The following is a 20,659-nucleotide window of genomic DNA, read 5'->3' as shown; positions in this document are numbered from 1 at the left end:
GGCCCTTACGTTAAATTTGTAATTATGGCAGAGCATTTAGTGGAATTGAACGTTACCGGGATGCATTGCAACAATTGCGCAATGAGCATTCATAAGTTACTGGAAAAGAAAGGCTTGCAAAATGTACTGGTTAGCTTCGCATCCGAAGAGGTAAAATTTAGTAATGAAAGCCAGTTGGCCCTACCACAAATAATAAAAGATATTGAAAGCCTCGGTTTTAAAGTTGTTGATGAAGAAGACCAGCAGCCAGCGCCTTTTTTCGCCAAAATAGAGAACAAATTCGCCTTTTGTACGCTCTTTACTGCCCCGCTACTGCTGCATATGGTTCTTCCATGGCACTTTTTACATAATCCAATTTTTCAGTTAATATTATGCCTTCCGGTTTTTGTAATAGGTTGCCTGCACTTTGGTAAAAGCGCCTATAGTTCATTAAAAAATGGTGTACCCAACATGGATGTGCTGATATTTATCGGTTCAACATCGGCCTTTGTTTACAGCCTGGTGGGCACCGTTCAGAACCTTGGCGAACATTACCTGTTCTACGAAACCAGTGCCACTATTATTACCCTTGTGTTGCTGGGTAACGTGCTCGAGAAACGTTCCGTAAACCAAACTACATCGGCGGTAAGAGATCTGATAAAGTTTCAGCAGGTGAACGCTAACCGGGTGGTGGAAAGTGGCGTTGAGGTGGTGAATGCAAAGGATGTTTTGTCCGGCGATATCCTGCTGGTGAACGAGGGCGACCAGGTACCTGTTGACGGCGATGTGCTATCCGGCGATGCTTTGGTAAACGAAGCCATGATAACCGGCGAGAGCCTCCCGGTACCCAAAACCAAATATGATAAGGTCATAGGCGGTACTATCCTGCAGCAGGGAAACATCCGCATAATGGCTACCAAAGTTGGTTCCAACAGCACGCTATCGCAGATCATCGACCTGATGAAAAAAGCGCAGGCTGCTAAACCACCTGTTCAAAAGCTGGGCGATAAGGTGGCCTCGATATTTGTGCCTGTTGTAATATTAATAGCGCTTACAACATTTGTAATAACCTATTTTGCTACCGATGCCGGGCTGCAACGCTCTATGATGAATGCTATCGCGGTATTGGTGATCTCCTGCCCTTGCGCAATGGGTTTAGCCACGCCAACTGCTGTAATGGTGGGCTTAGGCCGTGCAGCAAAAAATGGCATCCTTATTAAAGGTGGCGATACCATTGAAGCGGTTGCCAATACCAGGTATGTAATATTTGATAAAACAGGTACACTAACCACCGGGAAATTCAGCATACATCATATAAAGCCCGAAGAGGGCTTTACTATCGAGCAGATCCGCGGGGTAATAATGGCTATTGAGGAGCGATCTAATCACCCTATAGCCAAATCAATGGTGAACGAGTTACTTCAGTTACCACAGCAAAAACTAATATTACGTGCAGTAACAGAAGAAAAAGGACTTGGCATGCGTGCTGAGGATGTGGATGGCAACCGCTACTTTTTGGGTACGGCTAAACATAAAACAGAAGATAACTTTTACCTTACGCTGTACCGCAACCAGGTGCGCATGGCGCAGATAGCCGTTGACGATACCATAAAACCCGATGCAGCGAGCCTGATAGCCCAGTTGAAAAAGGATGGCATCACTCCCGTTTTATTAAGCGGCGACAAAAAATCGCGCTGTTTGGCTGTTGCTAAAACATTGAACATTGATGAGGTACATTTCGAAATGCTGCCTGATGATAAGCTGCAGGTAGTTGATATGTACCGCAAAAAAGGCAAAACCATTATGATAGGCGATGGCATAAACGATGCCCCTGCCCTAACCCAGGCCGATGTGGGCGTATCTATGAATGATGCCAGCCATATCGCCATTCAATCGGCCAAAGTGATATTGCTGAATACCGACCTGCAATCAGTAGTGAAATTCCTGCAGATAAGCCGACATACGCTGCTTACTATAAAACAAAATCTTTTCTGGGCATTTGCCTATAATATTATCGCTATCCCGGTAGCCGCCCTGGGTTTCCTTAACCCTATGGTTGGTGCATTCGCGATGGCTTTTTCAGATGTGATTGTGATCGGAAATTCGTTAAGATTGAAGGTAAAGAAAGTTAATTAAACCCGATAGCAGCGGGTACCGGCCTGTGACTAATGCCTGTGCGCGTATAAGCGAATAGCGGGACTACAGTAACCAAAGCACCACTGCCTGCGCTTTACAAATTTTCGTATCGGGCTTTTATTATATTTGCCCCATGATAGAGATTTACACAGACGGTTCGTCAAGTGGAAACCCGGGTCCGGGTGGTTACGGGGTTATTATGAGGTTTGGCCAGCATTATAAAGAGCTGTCTGCCGGGTTTCGTAAAACCACCAATAACCGCATGGAACTGCTGGCCGTTATAACCGGACTGGAAGCTATCAAATCACCAAATCAGTCTGTTACTATCTACTCCGACTCCAAATATGTTATAGATGCTATTGAAAAACGCTGGGTACATGGCTGGGTAGCAAAAGGCTTTGCAGGCAAAAAAAATAAAGACCTGTGGTTACGCTATTTAACCATCAGCAAGTTGCACAACATTAAATTTGTATGGGTACGCGGCCATAATGGTCATCCCGAAAACGAGCGCTGCGACCAGCTTGCCGTAGCTGCGGGCAAACAAAAAGACCTGCTAATAGATACCGTTTTTGAAATGGAGGCCGCTAAAGCGGGTGTGTAAGAGCCGATAGACCATAGTCCATAGACGATAGTTTAACTATATCACAGCTATGGACTATCGACCATGGACTATCGACTAAAATCACTGCAAACACACTTCGCCTTCAAAATTCTTTTTAATAAGCTGGGGCGAAAAGCAGGCCATCATTTCTTCGGCTTTTTTAACCATGTTTTTTGAGCCAATGAAGATAGCTGTGCGTTGATGCAGTTCGGTTACTTCCAGTTCCAGTATCCGGTTATATCCATTACTGGCCATACCCCCGGCTTGTTCTATTATAAACGCCATTGGGTTACACTCGTACACTAAACGCAGCTTACCATTAGGCGCGGCGGCAGTTAAAGGGTAAATAAAAATACCGCCCTTTATCATGTTGCGGTGCAAATCGGCAACCATGGAACCTATATAACGGGAAGTATAAGGCCTTTGGGTTTTAGTATCCTCTACCTGGCAATATTTAATATATTTCTTTACCCCATCCGGAAAGTGCGAGTAATAACCTTCATTTATTGAATAAATAACGCCATCATCGGGAATGCGCAGATCCGGGTGTGACAGACAAAACTCCCCTATTGATGGATCGAGTGTGAAGCCGTTAACGCCCTTGCCTGTAGTATAAACCAGCATAGTTGATGAGCCGTATATCACATAACCGGCTGCCACCTGTTCGATACCGCGTTGTAACACATCTTTTAAATCGGCCTTGCCTTGGGGAGAGATCCGGCGATAGATGGAGAAGATGGTACCTATTCCCACATTTACATCAATGTTTGATGAACCGTCCAATGGGTCGATAGCTACAACATATTTAGCATCTTTAGAGATCTCAGATTCGATGTGGATACATTCATCGTTTTCTTCGGATGCTACCATGCAGCATTCACCGCCACATTTAAGGGCAGAAATGAATTGCTCATTGGCGTAAACATCCAGCTTCTTTTGCCCTTCGCCCTGAATGTTCATGGTTCCGGCGTCGCCCAGGATATCGGCAAGTCCGGCTTTGTTAACCTCCCGGTTCACAATTTTGGCGGCAATACCTATATCACGCAACAGGCGCGACAACTCCCCCTTCGCGTATGGGAAGTCGGCTTGTTTTTCGATAATAAATTGACCTAAAGTTTTAACTGCTTTCATAGGCTTAGTGTATTTTTTACATATTATTTATGCAATTCAATAACGTCTAAGGTATGAATTTTTTCATCAGTTATAGAAAATCTTATTAAAGTTCGCACCTTGTGCCAGCCCTGTTTCCCAGCTGCACCGGGGTTTAAGTGCAAACAATTTATCTTTTTATCATAAATTACTTTCAGGATATGCGAATGGCCGCTGATAAATAAGCCTGGAGGCTTAGTGTATATTTCACGCTTCACGTCCGGCGCGTACCTATCCGGATACCCGCCTATATGCGTCATCCAAACATCTACCTTTTCGCACATAAAACGAAGGTGCTCCGGATAAACCTCGCGGATGTCTTTCCCATCAATATTGCCATAAACCCCTCTAAGCGGTTTAAAGGCCGCCAACTTATCGGCAAGTTCTATATTTCCGAAATCACCGGCATGCCAGATCTCGTCACAGTTTTCAAAATGCTTGAAAACTGCGTCATCCAAAAAACCGTGAGTGTCTGATATTAGGCCTATGCGGGTCATTTGATTTTAGATTGTAGATGTACGATTTTAGATTTTTAAAATATCGTTAAAAAACCAGCCAAGGCGCCCCGGTATTCTAACGAGTAAACCTTTGGTTCGTTATATATAACAAATGGCTTTTCTAAAATACCTTTTTGTTCTTTACCAAAGGTGATGATCTCGCGGTGCGATGCAGAATTAGCGAATGATTTTATAGCGATGATCTTTTGCAGGTACAGCTGATATTTAGGAAGCAGTTCTTTTATCAGCATAGCGGTTGGCAAGGGCACTATCAACTGGCATGTACCGGTATCTGTTAAATATTCGGCGGTATATTTGATCAGCCTCATAAAAAAAGAGCCATCCGTATGCCGGGCCAGGTTCTTTTTATCATTTGCCGATGTAAGCGAATCTAAAAAAAACGGCGGGTTAGATATAATAAGATCGTATTTCTTTCCTTTATTGTTATCAAAAAAAACCTCGAACGTATCAAAATGCGAAAACAGCCGCTGTTGAAACTGCGAGTTTTTAAAATTCTCGCGGGCCATTTCGGCAGCTTCTTTATCAATTTCTACAGCATCAATTTTAGCTTCGGTAAAACGCTGCGCCAGCATCAAGGCAATTACGCCTGTGCCGGTACCTATATCTACAATGCTTTGCGGTGTATTGGCTTCGGCCAAAGCACCAAGTAATACACCATCGGTATTCACCTTCATGGCGCAACCGCTTTGGTCTACATTAAACTGTTTAAATTTAAAGATATCCACTGTGGCTTATTTAGCACCAAACAACCCATATTTAAGGATACAGAAAATAGCGCGTATCCCATCCTTCCATCCTATCTTCTTGCCATCGTCGTACGTACGGCCATAGTAAGAAATACCTACTTCGTAGATGCGTATTTTTGGTATCCGCGAGACCTTTATAGTAACTTCAGGCTCAAAACCAAAACGTTGTTCTCTTAATTTTATTGATTGTATAAGCTTGGTATCAAATAACTTATAACAGGTTTCCATATCGGTAAGGTTAAGATTGCTCATCATGTTTGATAAGAATGTTAACCACCTGTTACCTATGGTATGCCAAAAGAAAAGTATCCGGTGCGGGTTACTGCCCATAAACCTGGAACCGTAAACCACATCGGCAAAGCCATTACAAACAGGCCTTAACAAGTCGTTATATTCCCGGGGGTCATATTCCAGATCGGCATCCTGAATAATAGTGTATTGGCCTGTAGCCTGTGCGATACCGGTATGTAATGACGCCCCCTTTCCCTGATTTTTTAAATGCCTGAAGTATTTAATATCAAGATCGGGATGCTCTGCGCAATAACCGGCAACGGCTTGTTCGGTATCATCAGTTGAGCAATCATCCACAATTATAATTTCCTTTTTTATCTCATCAATCAGTTCAACAGCTTTTATCTTGTTTAAAATGAGGTGAATGGTACCACCTTCGTTATAAGCAGGGATAATTATTGATAATTTACCTATTTTCATCATGGATTATAAAGTGCCAAATTAATGCTATCGCGAATAAAGCAAAACCTGAAAAAGCCAAAAGTAATGATATTAATGGCTATTTTATTTGCTTTAATATTATGGTTTGCCCTTTGCCTGCCCAAACCACTTTTTAGCAGCCCCACCTCTTTTGTTATTGATGACGATGCCGGCCAGTTACTGGGCGCGTCAATTGCTGCCGATGGGCAATGGCGGTTTCCGTATAATGCAGAGGTGCCCGAAAAATTCAGAAAATGTATAATAGCTTTTGAAGACAAGCGCTTTGAATATCACCCCGGTTTTGATGCGCTGGCGTTTAGCCGTGCCGTTAAGCAAAATATTAAATCAAAAAAAGTAACCAGCGGCGGCAGCACCATTACCATGCAGGTGATACGCCTGGCAACCCGCCATAACCGAACCATCTGGAATAAAATCGGCGAAATATTTATGGCCCTACGGCTGGAGATGGGGTTCAGCAAAAAAGAAATAATGGCCCTTTATGCCAGCAATGCCCCATTTGGCAGTAATGTAATCGGACTTGATGCCGCATCATGGCGCTACTTTGGTCGCGGGCCGGACAAGTTGTCGTGGGGAGAAATGGCTGCGCTGGCCGTTTTGCCAAATTCGCCATCGCTGGTACATCCCGGTAAAAACCGACTGATCCTGCTAAAGAAACGTAACCTTTTGCTTGACAGACTTTATAAGCAAGGCGTTATTGACAGCACAACGGCTTCGCTTGCCAAGTTTGAGCCTGTGCCCGAAAAGCCTGTGCCCCTGCCGCAAATGGCCCCTCATCTGCTGCAGCGCTTTAAGGCCGACTATCAAAACAAAAAACAGGCCCTAACCCGCATTACCACCACTATAAAAACTAATTTACAGGAACAGGTTGGCGATATATTAGAGAAGCATCACCACGTTTTAAAGGCAAATGATATTAATAACATTGCCGCGGTTGTGTTGGATGTGGAAACAGGCGCCACCCTTGCCTACGCCGGCAATATAGCCCACCGCGAAGACCCCGAAATGGAAAGCGATGTAGACGTGGTAAATGCGCCACGCAGTCCGGGGAGTACGTTAAAACCCTTGCTTTATGCCAGTATGCTGCACGATGGTTTGATATTGCCTAACAGCCTGATCCCCGATGTACCTACGCAAATAGCGGGCTATCACCCTGAGAATTTTGATCTGGGTTATGATGGCGCTGTGCCCGCATCTAATGCTTTATCGCGTTCATTGAATGTGCCCGCCGTAAAAATGCTGCAGCAGTATAAATACGAACGCTTTTATGATATGCTGAAAAAGGTGGGCATTACCACCCTAAAGCAACCTGCCGATCATTATGGTCTATCATTGATATTAGGTGGCGGCGAAAACACCCTTTGGGAACTCACCGGCGCTTACGCAGATATGGCAAGGGTGTTGAACCATTATAATAAGAATGGCAGCAAATACAATAACCAAGATTACCATGCTCCTGTTTATACATTATCGCCCCCGCAAAAGCCATCTTTAGAAAAAAATGGCCTGTTGGATGCCGGATCGATATTTTATACCTTACAGGCCATGGAGGAGGTTATGCGCCCCGGCGAGGAAATGCTTTGGCAGCAATTTAGCTCGACACAGCGTATAGCCTGGAAAACGGGCACCAGTTTTGGCTTTAGGGATGGATGGGCAATTGGTGTTACCCCAAAATACGTGGTTGGCGTTTGGGTGGGTAATACCGATGGCGAGGGTCGGCCGGGCCTTACGGGCATTAATACAGCGGCGCCGGTACTGTTCGAGATCTTTCGTTTGTTACCCGCTGCCCGTGATTGGTTTGACGAGCCGACAGGCGAACTGGTAAAGATAAACGTATGCCGCGAAAGCGGCTACCGGGCAGGGCAATATTGTGACAGGCCGGTAGAGCAATGGGTACCCAAAACCGGATTAAAAGCCCCTGTTTGTCCCTGGCATAAACTGGTGCATTTATCGGCAGACCAAAAATTACAGGTTACAGGTAATTGCGCGTCGCCGGATAATATTATTAACAAAACATGGTTTGTACTACCGCCTTCTATGGAATACTATTACAAGACCAAGAATTATCAGTATCACGTATTGCCGCCTTTTGGGCCGGGATGCGAGCAGGCCGAGGCCAACCCTATGGAACTGATATATCCCAAAGATGGCGCGAAAGTGTATGTACCGCTGGAGGCGGATGGCAAACGCGGTCGTATTATATGTAATGCGGCACACAGGCAGCCCGGTATAAAGATCTTCTGGCATCTGGATGATAAGTATGTGGGCGAAAGCAGCGCGTATCATCAGATGGCACTAAACCCATCGGCAGGGAAACATAAACTCACTTTAGTAGATGCCAATGGCAACACCTTGCAAATAAATTTTGAGGTGCTGGATAAGAATAAATAACTTAGTACTATGCTTGAACAGTACGACCTGAGTAATTTAATGGTTTTAGATATTGAAACCGTACCGCAGTACAGCGATTACGACGACATGCCCGATAACCTGCAGGAGCTATGGGCGCATAAATCCCAATACCAGCGTAAGGACGAAACCCCTAAAGAGTTTTACGAGCGAGCCGGGATCTGGGCCGAATTTGGTAAGATCGTTTGCATATCGGTAGGTATTTTCACACAGGGCAAACGTACGGGCCTAAGGGTAAAATCATTTGCCGGGCACGATGAAAAAGAACTGCTGGAAGATTTTGGCAGGATGTTAAGCGGGCAGCCTTTAAGCGTAATACTTTGCGCGCATAACGGCAAAGAGTTTGATTTTCCTTACATCTGTCGCCGGATGCTGATCAATGGTGTAACATTCCCCCCGCATTTGCAGATAACCGGCAAAAAGCCATGGGAGATCCCACATCTGGATACCATGGAGCTGTGGAAATTCGGCGATTATAAAAACTACACATCGCTAAGTTTGCTTACCGCCATATTTAACATCCCAACCTCAAAAGATGATATAGACGGAAGCCAGGTTGGCCACGTTTACTGGGTAGAAAACGCCTTAGAACGCATATGCACCTATTGCCAAAAGGATGTAATAGCTACCGCGCAATTAATAAGACGCTACCGTGGTGAGGATCTAATTGAAGATGATTGTGTTACGATAGTATAAAAGCCCTGGCAATCGACAACCTCCGCCTTAGCCGGTCAATTTAAAAAACATCAATGGAATTTTGATATTTCGTAAAAACATTTATAAATTAGATTTCCGATTATTTTACTGTACTCCAGATACTTCTGATCATTTCACAGAAATTCACTACCGAATTAATATTCGCTGAAATACCATCTAAACCCTAATTATTTATTTACAGGTTGAGGGAATTGCACAGTGGTCGTTGTAAATATTTTTAAAAAAAATTGTGCTAACTCTGGCAACCTCTCCATAGAACTGTAATAGGCAAAAACGAGTTTAAAGGCGCAGGCATATGCATACATTACAAGCTCAACCATCAAAACAAAACGGCACTGATAACACAATAAAAGTGGCCGACAATGCATTCAAAAATTCAAACATCAGCCCATCAAAATACACTGATGTTAAAAGGAATTTTTCCAGGCAGAATAGTACAGGAATTGATATTGGTAAAATTCATATCAATGCACCGGTAACTGTTATGCCAAAGCTCACTGTTAATCAGCCTAATGATATTTATGAGCAGGAAGCAGACGCGGTAGCAGAAAAAGTAATGAGCAATCCTGGTACTCACACTGAAAAAGTGTTCAATTTACGGTTTAGCGGTAAGCCTGCCGAAATCCAAAGAAAATGCGCAGAATGTGAAGAGGAAGAAAAGAAGATGCAAAAAAAAGAATCCGGTAGTGGCACTACACCGGCTTATGATACGGTGAACCAGGCCCTGCAATCACCGGGGCAACCCTTAGATACGTCTACGCGGAATTTTATGGAGTCTCGTTTCAGGCATGATTTTAGTCAGGTTAGCATTCATACCAATCAAATTGCCGCAGAATCGGCACGAAAGGTGAATGCACACGCATACACTGTAGGAAATAAGGTAGTATTTGCCCATGGCCAATATACACCAAATACAACCGCCGGCAGGAAGTTGCTTGCCCATGAGTTAACCCATACTATACAACAAACTCCAGCCGGCAGATCTTCGTTCCAGTCTAAACTAAATATCGGAGCTGTTAATACGCCTGAAGAAACCGAAGCCGAACATGTTGCCGAACAGGTAACCAATGGTGCGGTTAACCCTGTAACACAAATTTCAGCCGTGCCGGTACTAAGGCGCCAGCCTGCTGATTCGTCAACCACTACCGGTACATCAGAGGCTGATTTTACCTCTGAACAAAAACGAGGAGGGCAACCAAGGGCAGCCTTTATTGATGCTGGAAAACGCGGAGAAGACAAAGTTAGGATTGCCATTACCCGATACCTTTGCAACTGCGATTTACGAAACGTTACAGAAAAGCATGCAAACGCACAGCTTCAGCCGGATACCGGGTTCACGCTGGAGTTTTGCCGCGGAAGGGTTGTAGCTACGCTGGATGGCACTGTAAAGCCAAGTGGCCTCACCAAAGGCGACGTCACTGTTCGTGGCGATATTAATATTGCGCCGAATAATGGTGGCGTTGGTGCGAATATCGGGGTTGAAGGAGGTGCCAGCAATACCGGTTCAGAGCCGCAAATTCGTGGTAAAGTAGATCTTAGAATAGGTACTGATAAGGTACAGGGCGGCTTAAGCGGCGAAATAACCAAAGGATTAGATACAGGAAAAGTTGATACCGATATTACCGCGGGGGTTAAAGTGGGTAAGTTCGAAGTAGGTGTCGACGTTAAAAATATACAGGATAAAAACCGCCAGATCATACCTGTTATACAGGGCAATCTTCCGGGGCAAGAGATAAGTGATAAAACTTGCCAGGAGTGCAGGTGCCCCGTAGTATATGAATGTCGTGAGGACATACCGCCACGTGACTATGAAGAACCGGTAACTTATGAGGTTAGCGAAACAACTCCGTTACGTTATTATTTTAGCCTTGATACAGCAAATGACACTACAGATCCGGTACTTAAAGCACAATCGACTCAAATGCTTGATGAGGTTGCCCGGCGCGTAAAAGCAGGCGCCAAAATAGAATCTGTAATGGGCTACGCCTCACCTGAAGATAACCGCGACAGGCCGACACCAAACGAGCAGCTTTCCATGGCACGGGCCAAGCATTTGCATGATCTGCTGGCGCCTAAACTTGGGGCAAATGTTCAACTCCCCCAACCCGAACCAGGTGGTGAACTGCTTGGACGAACAGCTTCCATTTTACCGGGCAGCGGCCTTACTGATGCTATCACGGAGGTGGGTTTTAAAGGCCCCGAAGAAGTTAGCAACTTTTTGGTAGGAGATGATATTACAAATGCGCAACTGGCTGATCAATTCCTTGCCTTACTTCAAAACAAAAAACTACAGGATCCGGCCGCTCGTTTATCTCTTTTTGGTATAGATGCCGGTTCCCCGGCTGCACCAAGGTTACTAACCGCGATCGACCGTTTTATAGCCAGCAAGGGAAAGGGCCGCCGCCCATGGGAGAACATCTTTGGTTACCTCAGGTTTGCTACTGTAAAACTGGTTGAAACACACCCCGAAACCCATATGGAAAAAAAGAGTACAAGCGGTTCATTAAGCCCAACTCTAATGGATGATGCAAAATGCAAACCCTATGCACAGCAGGCAGAAGCGAACGGAAGCTTTGGCCCTCATGAGCCAAAACCTAAAGATAAGGCATCATGCCGCGACAGGAGTGGCAATAATGGTTCTATCGGCAAAAAATGCGACTACAATTAACTGAAAAAAGATAACGGTATTTTGAATCGATATTTTTGGAAATCGTAAATTAATTGAAAGTATGGTATCAATAAACGATTTTGCTGAGTGGGAAACCAACAGTTAATCCCACAAAAATTTTATTGCGCGACAGTTCATTTCTGAGTGGGGTGTTGTTGATGTTATAAAAAATAATTTGTGGTTCAAAGTTAAATATGGGTACCCCCTTCTTATCAATTAGAACAATTGGGATTCCGGTTATTAAATTGGCAGCATGATATGATCCGAAGTTTTTTTCTGATTTAAAGCTCACTCCAACATGTGAATCGGGAAGTATATAAACCAGTTTGCCCGACACGGACGGTGTAAGATAATTCCGGTAAGTTCCAGCGTAACTGCCATCGGAACCGGTCAGGCCCGGGTCGCCCCCCTGGACGCTGTTGTTGATACTTGCTTTACCTAAAAAAACAAGAAAGAAGCGCCCGGTTTTAGGGCTATCCCAGAACCGGGTATGCATAACAAAAGCCTGAAACGGGTAGTTATAACGGCTGGCAGCATTGTTGTTCCCATCTGCCACTTCAAACTTTTGCGGAATGACGGGCGCGTAAATGCCGACGGTTGTCCAGGCGTCTGTTATCCATTTATAATTATTCGTATTAATCAGCAGATCGGACTGGGCCTGTGAAAAATTTCTAAGGTATTCTTCCCTAAGCGTAGCGTAAAAATTTCGCCGGAGGGTGTTTTTTACGGTTGTAAGATCCTGGCCGGGTACATCATTTGATTTAAGGGCAGTTAGGTCAGTTTCAAATGCAGTAGCCTTAGTACGTACCCCGGTTGCTATGTTTTGGATCAGAATGGCCCTGTCGGCATCCATTTTTAGTTTTTGATCGGCACAGTCGTAAAGTGTTTTGGGTTTGCCCATCCATGTTTTTTGCAGGGCAACACCTAACTGATTATTGATATACCTGCCCGTAAAATTCCCGGCGTAGGTGTTCGCGATGTTAGCCCTGGCGCTGATCACCCAAAATGACCTGACCCGATCGTCAGTATCTACAGGCTGGTGAAAGTTATGACTGATAGCTATACTTCCTTCGGCAGCGTTTAATGTAACGTAGTTCTTATAAAGTGACAGATCATAATTATCGGATAAATAGGAACTGACTTTATTAGAAAGGAAAATGTTCATCGCTTTGTTAGAGATCAGCATTCCCGTACCTGTGGCACAAGTTGCATTAACAACCTTGCTATTTACTGCACCTATTTCAGCGACGATCTGTTCAACTGTTTGCGCACGGGCAGTCATCGCCAGAATGCAAAAAACGGCAGGGAGAAAGAGATATTTTCGCATAAAGGCAATTCTCATTGCTGCAAAATTAGTTACGGTTATGGGGCGGCTTCATCTGTTTGGGAACCATCAGTCACAGGAGGAGCAGCTGCAGGCCCTGCTCCGGCATTGGCCGCGTTGTCAACATTTTCCGGGCTTGCCGTTTGTGCTTTGTCCGCTCCTTTTGCTATTTCGCCCCTGTCTTCAAGCGTATCAACAGGTTCTTCGGTTTGTTCTTTCGCGGGTTCGGTATTTTTAAGGCCTGCGTAAGCGCCCGCGCTTATGCCAAGCAATAACAGCACATTATTATCAAAATCAGGCAGTAAATTGGTAGAGAAAGCCTTTTGAAGAAACAGTACCCCGAAGAAGGCATTAAAAGCCACATTTTGAACCCGCTGGACGTTAATGCTGACGCCATCTGATAAAATATCAACGAAAAGGCCCTGGCTTGTAGCGTTCTTATCAATAATTGGGGCCTTGGTAGGGTTTTTATCAATGAGCTTTGATACGGCTGTTGTAGAAACGCTTATGCCTAATATGGCCAGTACGGAAAGAGGAATATCTGGCAGCGTATCCGTTTTAAAGCAGATACTGAGGTAAGCGACCACAAACAAAACCGTCCAAAAAAACAACTGTGTGTTTGCCAGGCTGTAATAAAGGTTGCTATTATCTTTTAGCATATCATGGAACAATCCTAAAACGATTATCATACCTACAGCCAACGCGGCCGCATAAACCCAACCTATTTTTATTTTTTGTTTAACTTCAACATAGACCGGGTCGTTTGATTTGGCAATAATGCCTCGCTCAACCTGTACGGTGGTATCTTTGATAACTGTTTTTGCTATGGCGGTCAGCGGATCTTTTATTACCGTAGTGTCCTTAACCGTTAAGTTCACTTTTACGTTTGCACCTACCCCGAAGTATACCGGCACAACTGTTGTCTCAAAAGGGGTTCTTTCCAAAAAGGACAAAAGTTGCGATTGCACCGGCTTATCAAGCTTGAAATAAATAATTTTTTCGGAATCACTTGCCTTTAACGGTTTTAAATTTTCGATAGGGAAACCATTGATATATAAGGTATTGAATAACCTGATATCGCGTTGGGTAAACACTTTAATAGCTATAACCTCGTTTATTTTAGCAGAATCTAACTGCGTACGCAGATTTTTAATACGCACAACGCTATCTTGTACCCCGGTGGCTAATTTTATTGCAGCCAGCTTTGACCATTCGGCTTTCTTTAATAGCGCTTGTTGCTTTGCTTTTGGATTAACGTTTTGTGCAAAAATTGAAAGCGGCAATAAAAGAAAAGCGGCAATAATTCCAATTTTTCTAAAAAACGGTCTCGTTATAGAATACTGAGAGGCTCTAACGTTTAATTTTTTGCTTACCATGGTGATATAGAAAGGGGCTGTCTTTTTTCGTTTCGGCCTCTCACAGGCCGTTACATCAGACATATAGGTTTCTATAAATGTCACCATAAAGGCTCTTGCTAAAAATAGCTACACATAGCCATTTTAAGAACCAGAAATTAATAGATTTTTAGACCGAATAGGCCAGGCGGCCATTAATAGATCAGTCCAGCACCGATACTGCCAAGCTAATGATATCTTCAAAAATGGTCCGCTCGGTAGTTGATTTTACCATTACCTGCATTCCCTTAACCGTATTAAACAGGAACCTCGCCAATGCGCGCGCGTCCCGGGAGGTAGCGATCTCGCCGCTATCCTGCCCTTGTTTGATCACCTGAAAAAACGTCTCCTCAACTTGCTGGTCGTTCTTTTGGATCATCTCACTAACTTCTTTGTCATGCAAGGCCACTTCTACCTCTGCATTTACCATAAAGCATCCCTTTTGGCTTTTATCATTTAGTAATTCGCAGACAATAAATTCCAACAACTTTTTAATGGTATCCTTAGCAGACAGGTTGCCGCCAACAATTTGCGTGAACCGCCCTGAATTTGAACATTGATAACTTTCAAGCGCTTTTAAAAATAAGGTGTGCTTATCCCCGTAGGTATCATAAAGACTGGAGCGGCTGATGCCCAGCCCGTCTACCAGGTCCTGCATGGAAGTGCCGCTATATCCTTTTAGCCAGAATATATTTACCGCTTTATTTAGCACTTCCTGTTCATCAAAATCTTTTGTTCTTGCCATAACACAAATAGCCTTGCTTATTATTAAGCAAAGCTATTCATTTTTAAATATTTATTAAGAAACCTGTATTACCTTACACCGCCACCGGCAAGCAAGGTTTCATTTGTTAACCAGCGCGAATCTTCTGATGCAAGGAAAACGGCGATCAATGCAATATCATCCGGCTGACCAATTCTGCCCAGCGGGGTAGTACGAACTGCTTCATGATGAAAGTCGCTACCGATAAAGCCGGCGGTATGTGTACCTTCCGTTTCCACCATACCCGGGTTAATTGAGTTCACCCTGATATTTTTAGGACCAAGCTCTTTAGCCAAAACATGGGTTATGGCATCTACCGCACCTTTAGTTGCTGTATAAATAGAGCTGCCAACAGGCGTGATATTGCTTACTACCGAACCAATGTTGATAATACTTCCACCATTTTGATTAAAGTTTGCCACTGCGGCTTGTGTGGTTAACAATAAGCCAAGCACGTTAGTATCAAATTGGTTATGAAAATCTTCTTCGGTGATCTGCTCTATCTGGCCAAATTTATATACGCCGGCATTGTTCACTAAAATATCTGTAGGGCCAAAAGCTTTTGTTGTTTCTTCAAATAAGCGGGTAACATCAGCTTTGTTTGATACACTTCCCTGCACCGCGATAGCTTTACCGCCGGCGGATACAATCTCTTCAACAACCTTATCAGCACCTTCTTTAGATGATGAATAATTTACTACAACCGATGCGCCTTCTGCTGCAAGGCCTTTGGCTATACCTGCACCGATACCCTTAGAGGCACCGGTTACAACTGCTACTTTGTTTTCTAATTTTTTCATTTTTGTGAGCGATTATTTGTTAATTGGAATAATCGTTCCGCAAATATATATCAATAACGGAATGAGCGTTCTGTTATTTTAAATTATCATTTTGGAATGACAAACCGGATCAAAAAAAATTATAGAGTAGGCCAATACCGTAAGTATGGCGCCAGAAGCTTGAAAATCCTAATTTATTTTTTTCTTTGTTTTTAAAGTAGCAGCAATAAATTGTTTTATTTTTTACAGGCCTGGTTACTATTGTTCCAAACCATAGGCTTAAAGATCCGGCAAGCGGTTTTTCTGATACAATTCCGCTAAGCACGCGGTCAACAATTCCAGATGGAGCGGCTTGGACAGGTAGGCATCCATACCGGCCCGGATACAATTATCCTTATCTTCCGTCAGCGCATTTGCGGTCATAGCCACAATTAGTGGCCTGGCCCCGTAAAGCTTCCTGATCAGACGCGTTGCCTCCAGTCCGTCAATATGAGGCATCTGCACGTCCATTAAAATGAGGTCATAGTTCGTGTCCGCCACCATATCCATTACCTCCCTGCCATCGCTGGCCAGATCAGGTTGATACCCGAGTTTATTCAGTATCCTGATGATGAGCTTCTGATTCATGAGGTTATCTTCCGCGATCAACATGCGGAATGGGTAATCTCTTGCGAAGGTTTCAGCGAGCACCGATTGTTTTTTCCCTGATCCGGCCAGCATCTCTTCTCCTCCGGCCATCGCTGCCCGCAATACATTCAGCAACTGCTGCTGTTTTGCCGGCTTGGTTAGCACCGCGCTAAAAAGCCCGGGATGCATCTTCCTGCTTTCGTGACCATGTGAACTTAATAAAACGATGGGACAACCGATTTCCATAGACCTGATGCGCTGGCATAATGAAATGCCGTCCATATCAGGCATCTGCATATCGGTAACGATCAGATCTGTATTCCTATTACCTGTTATGAATGCCAGTGCTTCTTTGGCGGAAGAAACGGCAGTGACGTTCATCAGCCATTTTTCAAGCTGGATCTTGAGGATGCGCAGGTTAGTTTTATTATCATCGATCACCAGCACCTTTTTCCCCACGCAGTCACTTGCAAGCGCGGACAAGGTAGGCGTTACAACGTCCTTACCCTTCCGGCAGCTGATACTGAATGCAAAAGTACTTCCTTTACCCGGTTCGCTGCTTACAACGATCCTGCCGCCCATGAGTCGGATCAGCCTTTCGCTGATCACCAGCCCGAGACCGCTCCCGCCATAACGACGGGTGATAGAAGAATCGATCTGATTAAATGCTTTGAAAAGATTAGGGGTTTGTTCGGAGGAGATACCGATGCCAGTGTCCTTAACCTCGAAACTGAGTTGGAGATCTTCGCCATTTGCGGAGACCAGTCTAACTCCCAAAAAAACTTCCCCCTGGTGCGTAAATTTCACAGCATTGCCCACCAGGTTAATAAGTACCTGTCTGAGCCGAGCCCCATCAGCATACAAATGAGATGGTAACTGATCGTCAATATGATAGATCAGGTCGATATGAGACTCGGCAGCTTTGGGGGTAAAAAGGTCAAAAACATCTTCTACGCATTTCCTGAGCTCAAAATCCCGTTTGTCCAGCTCGAGATGCCCCGATTCGATCTTAGAAAAGTCGAGTATATCATTGATCACCGTAAGCAGCGAATCGCCACTGTTCATTATCGCATCCGTATATTCGCGTTGCTCGGCATCCAGTTCTGTTTCAGATAAAAGGGATGCCATACCCAACACGCCGTTCATGGGGGTCCTGATCTCGTGACTCATAGTGGCCAGGAAGGTACTTTTGGCCAAATTAGCTTTATCGGCTTCCGCACGTGCGACCTCAGCCTGCTCCCTTTGCCGGATAAGTTCTTCCGATTGCACCTGCAGTTCTTCTGACTGCGCCTGATATTCTTCGGTCTGCACCTGCAATTCTTCGTTCAGCGCCTGCAGGTCCGCTGCCTGTTCCTGAATCTGTTTTGTACGTTCCTCCACCTGCTTTGCCAGCATAGCCCGCTGCCCTTTCAGAAAACGTATACGGAACCGGTAAGCAACGGTGATAATACCGGCAAGCAGCAGGAGCATCAGCAACCTAAACCACCAGGTCATCCAGAAAGGCGGAACAATCACAACCCGGATCGCTGCCGGATGCCGACTCCATACACCGTCATTATTGGCCGCCTTTACAAGAAAAGTATAAGTACCCGGGTCCAGGTTCGTGTAGGTCGCGGTTCTGCGGGTACCTACATAACGCCAGTCCGGATCAAAGCCCTCCAATTTATAAGCGTACGTATTTTCATCGGGGGCGGTATAATCCAGCGCCGCAAATTCCAGTGCAAATACGGACTGCCCGTGCTTTAAGCGGATCTCACCGGCGGCTGAAATACCAGGATCATTCCGATGGTCACCCACCCGGGACTGAAGTGGCCTATTGAATAAGGAAAAGCCCGTGAACCTCACCACAGGGGGGGTATCGTTCCCTCGAAGCGTAGCCGGATCTACCAGATTATAACCATTGATGCCGCCGAAAGCGATGCGACCGCCGGGCAATATGGCACCACTGCCAAAATTAAACTCCATGTTGCGGATACCGTTAGATCGGGTAAAATTCCGGAAGGTTTTCTTTTCCGGGTCAAAACGCGTGATCCCTCTCAATGTACTTATCCACAAATAGCCTTGGTGGTCTTCAGCGATATAATTAACTGTATTATTGACCAGTCCATTCTCTTCTGTATAGGCGCTTATCGCTTTCGTTTTTTTATCAATTACATTCAATCCGCCTTCCATTGTACCGATCCACATCCGGCCTTTGGCATCTTCATGGAAAAAACTGATCACGTCGCTCGTCAAAGCGCTATTAGCCGTAGTGATACGCGTAAAAAGACCGGTCGACGGGTGAAATACCGAAACCCCGTTTGTATAGCCCCCCATCCAAACATTACCTTGCCGATCTTCGTAAAGGGCTTCGATAGAATTGTCGCCCAGTGAGCCGGGATCCTTTACATTATTCTTTATTCTTAAAATATTACCTGTGGCAGGGTCTAACACGTTGACCCCACCTTTGTCAGTTCCTATCCAGATGCGCCCGTCCCGGCCTTCCAGGAGCGCATAAACCGCCCTGGCGCTGATCCTACCGGCAGTCTCGCCAACCGGATAATGGTGGAATGTACGGGTTTTAATATCAAATCGTTCGAGGCCCTCACTGTATGTACCTATCCAAACGGATGTATTGGCCCTATCCATCAGTACAGTAGCTGTAGAATTAGTGGCTATGCTGCCGGCCACACCAGGCTGGTGGACATAGTTCCTGATCCGCCCAGTCTGCTGTTCTACCACCTCGAGGCCTGCATCAGTTGCCAGGTATAGGTTCCCTTTTTTGTCAGCTGTAATCCCCCTGATAATATTGCGGGCCGAGGGAAGACCCTCCTCTTTGGCATTATAAGACGGAAAGATATTGTAATTTTTATTGTATTGTAATACACCAACACTGGAGGTCCCTATCCAAAGCCCACCCTTTCGGTCGTCGAAAAGAGAGTAAATCCCATCATTAGGCAGGTTACGGCTCTCTTTGGAATTAACTGGTATGAATACCCGCCTTTTGATGTCGAACAACTGCAGTGTCGTATTGGTGCCCACCCAAAGCACCCCGTGCCCGTCAGGAGCCAGGGCATATACCGGGCTGTTGCCATTGTCAGGGGCCGGGCCGGTTTCATTTGTATAAGATTTAAATGAACCATCATGGTTATAACTCTTAAGGCCTTTGGCTGTCCCTATCCAGAGATTGCCCTGCTCGTCCCCGGTCAGGGTATTGATCCGGTTATCGCTGAGGAACCGGGTGAATTGTCGTTTGCCTGCGTCGAAGCGGCTCAGCCCTTCTGCCGTGCCGACCCAAAGCTGGTGATATTTGTCTTCGTAAACAGCGTGGACTGCCGGGCTGCTCAGGCTATTGGCCTGCCCCGGTGAGTGAGTAAAATGTTCAAAAACGGCCGATCCTTTTTTTATCAGGTCCAGCCCTTCTTCTGTGCCCACCCAAAGGTTGCCTGCCGCGTCAGCAAACAGGCAGGTAATAATATTACTCACCAGCGAAGTTTTGACTTTCGGGTCATGCTTAAAAGTAGTAAAGCGTTCGCTTCTGCGGTCATAACGGCTTAAACCGCCCAGCCGGGTACCCACCCACACGTTTCCCTGCGAATCCTCACAAATGGCCTGCACGTTGTTGGCCGGGAGGCTGCCCGGATCTCTTGCGAGATGCTTATATACCAGATACCGGTAACCATCATAACGGTTCAAACCGTCCTGAGTACCGAACCACATAAAGCCGTAACTGTCCTTTAAAATGCATTGTATGGAATTCTGGGAAATAACATTCGCGCTATTGGGCTGCCTAAGCGTCAGGGTGGTTTCCTGCCCAAATACAGAAGAACAAAACAGCGGAAAAAGCAGCGTTACCAATAAGAATTTCCAGAGGGCCGACATGAGAATATTTTTCTTTTGTACGATAAATTCAATTATAAGTTTAATTTATCGGTAAAGCATAATATAAAATATTATTGGGCTACTGCAATTGCTGCCACAACCAGCTGATAGGTTGGGCATTAACATCCGCTAATATTTCCGCACTTTAAGAAATTTCCCTTTCACTGAAAAGCAATTCTTGCAGTTCAAACTCTCCGTCAACCATTATTGCGCTGAATAAGGTCAGTGGTTATTATCGTATGCGGCGGTTTTTTGGGAA

Annotated in this window: 14 protein-coding genes; 5 read left to right on the top strand and 9 right to left on the bottom strand. The window is 45.0% G+C overall.

Translation table 11 applies throughout. From position 1 onward, the window contains the following. Positions 1–24 precede the first annotated feature (24 nt). Both NPE20_RS00325 and rnhA read left to right on the top strand, forming a co-directional pair. On the top strand, positions 25–2,115 hold the full coding sequence (locus tag NPE20_RS00325) for a heavy metal translocating P-type ATPase (protein WP_256536594.1): 2,091 nt from the start codon (positions 25–27) through the stop codon (positions 2,113–2,115). A 133-nt stretch (positions 2,116–2,248) separates the two neighbouring features. Continuing rightward, positions 2,249–2,716, top strand: coding sequence for a ribonuclease HI (gene rnhA, locus NPE20_RS00320; RefSeq protein ID WP_256536593.1), 468 nt, complete (start codon positions 2,249–2,251; stop codon positions 2,714–2,716). A gap of 81 nt (positions 2,717–2,797) precedes the next feature. Here rnhA and fbp read toward each other — a convergent pair whose 3' ends face one another. The 4 genes from fbp to NPE20_RS00300 are packed head-to-tail and all read right to left on the bottom strand — an operon-like array spanning position 2,798 to position 5,843. Continuing rightward, the gene (gene fbp, locus NPE20_RS00315; protein WP_256536592.1) at positions 2,798–3,847 is read right to left on the bottom strand and encodes a class 1 fructose-bisphosphatase; all 1,050 of its coding nucleotides are present in this window, start codon (positions 3,845–3,847) and stop codon (positions 2,798–2,800) included. Positions 3,848–3,870: 23 nt separating this feature from the next. Next, positions 3,871–4,362, bottom strand: a complete 492-nt coding sequence (locus NPE20_RS00310; protein ID WP_256536591.1) for a metallophosphoesterase family protein — start codon at positions 4,360–4,362, stop codon at positions 3,871–3,873. Positions 4,363–4,397: 35 nt separating this feature from the next. Beyond that, positions 4,398–5,108 (bottom strand): tRNA1(Val) (adenine(37)-N6)-methyltransferase, encoded by a 711-nt coding sequence (locus NPE20_RS00305; RefSeq protein WP_256536590.1) that lies wholly within the window; start codon positions 5,106–5,108, stop codon positions 4,398–4,400. A gap of 6 nt (positions 5,109–5,114) precedes the next feature. After that, positions 5,115–5,843, bottom strand: a complete 729-nt coding sequence (locus NPE20_RS00300; RefSeq protein ID WP_256536589.1) for a glycosyltransferase family 2 protein — start codon at positions 5,841–5,843, stop codon at positions 5,115–5,117. Between the two features lie 21 nt (positions 5,844–5,864). Between NPE20_RS00300 and pbpC the strand changes: the two genes are divergently transcribed. The 3 genes from pbpC (at position 5,865) to NPE20_RS00285 (ending at position 11,652) form a co-directional block, all read left to right on the top strand. After that, positions 5,865–8,249, top strand: a complete 2,385-nt coding sequence (pbpC, locus tag NPE20_RS00295) for a penicillin-binding protein 1C (RefSeq protein WP_256536588.1) — start codon at positions 5,865–5,867, stop codon at positions 8,247–8,249. A 9-nt stretch (positions 8,250–8,258) separates the two neighbouring features. Further along, positions 8,259–8,963 carry a 3'-5' exonuclease gene (locus NPE20_RS00290; RefSeq protein WP_256536587.1) on the top strand — a complete coding sequence of 235 codons (705 nt, stop codon included), beginning with the start codon at positions 8,259–8,261 and terminating at the stop codon, positions 8,961–8,963. 316 nt (positions 8,964–9,279) lie between these two features. Further along, complete coding sequence (locus tag NPE20_RS00285) at positions 9,280–11,652, top strand: eCIS core domain-containing protein (RefSeq protein ID WP_256536586.1); 2,373 nt, start codon at positions 9,280–9,282, stop codon at positions 11,650–11,652. A 67-nt stretch (positions 11,653–11,719) separates the two neighbouring features. Here the strand turns inward: NPE20_RS00285 and NPE20_RS00280 are convergent, their stop codons facing one another. From NPE20_RS00280 to NPE20_RS00260, 5 genes are all read right to left on the bottom strand, one after another. Beyond that, positions 11,720–12,994, bottom strand: coding sequence for a hypothetical protein (locus NPE20_RS00280; RefSeq protein ID WP_256536585.1), 1,275 nt, complete (start codon positions 12,992–12,994; stop codon positions 11,720–11,722). A 20-nt stretch (positions 12,995–13,014) separates the two neighbouring features. Beyond that, on the bottom strand, positions 13,015–14,259 hold the full coding sequence (locus NPE20_RS00275) for a hypothetical protein (protein WP_256536584.1): 1,245 nt from the start codon (positions 14,257–14,259) through the stop codon (positions 13,015–13,017). A 274-nt stretch (positions 14,260–14,533) separates the two neighbouring features. Next, on the bottom strand, positions 14,534–15,115 hold the full coding sequence (locus NPE20_RS00270; RefSeq protein ID WP_256536583.1) for a TetR/AcrR family transcriptional regulator: 582 nt from the start codon (positions 15,113–15,115) through the stop codon (positions 14,534–14,536). A gap of 68 nt (positions 15,116–15,183) precedes the next feature. Further along, positions 15,184–15,933: an SDR family NAD(P)-dependent oxidoreductase gene (locus NPE20_RS00265; protein ID WP_256536582.1), complete on the bottom strand. Its 750-nt coding sequence runs from the start codon at positions 15,931–15,933 to the stop codon at positions 15,184–15,186. A 258-nt stretch (positions 15,934–16,191) separates the two neighbouring features. Continuing rightward, on the bottom strand, positions 16,192–20,400 hold the full coding sequence (locus tag NPE20_RS00260; RefSeq protein ID WP_256536581.1) for a hybrid sensor histidine kinase/response regulator: 4,209 nt from the start codon (positions 20,398–20,400) through the stop codon (positions 16,192–16,194). Positions 20,401–20,659 lie beyond the last annotated feature (259 nt).

The organism is Mucilaginibacter aquariorum (assembly GCF_024498135.1).
GTDB classification, from domain to species: domain Bacteria; phylum Bacteroidota; class Bacteroidia; order Sphingobacteriales; family Sphingobacteriaceae; genus Mucilaginibacter; species Mucilaginibacter aquariorum.
The sequence above is the reverse complement of the archived record's forward strand: the minus strand, read 5'-3'. Positions and strand labels throughout refer to the sequence as shown.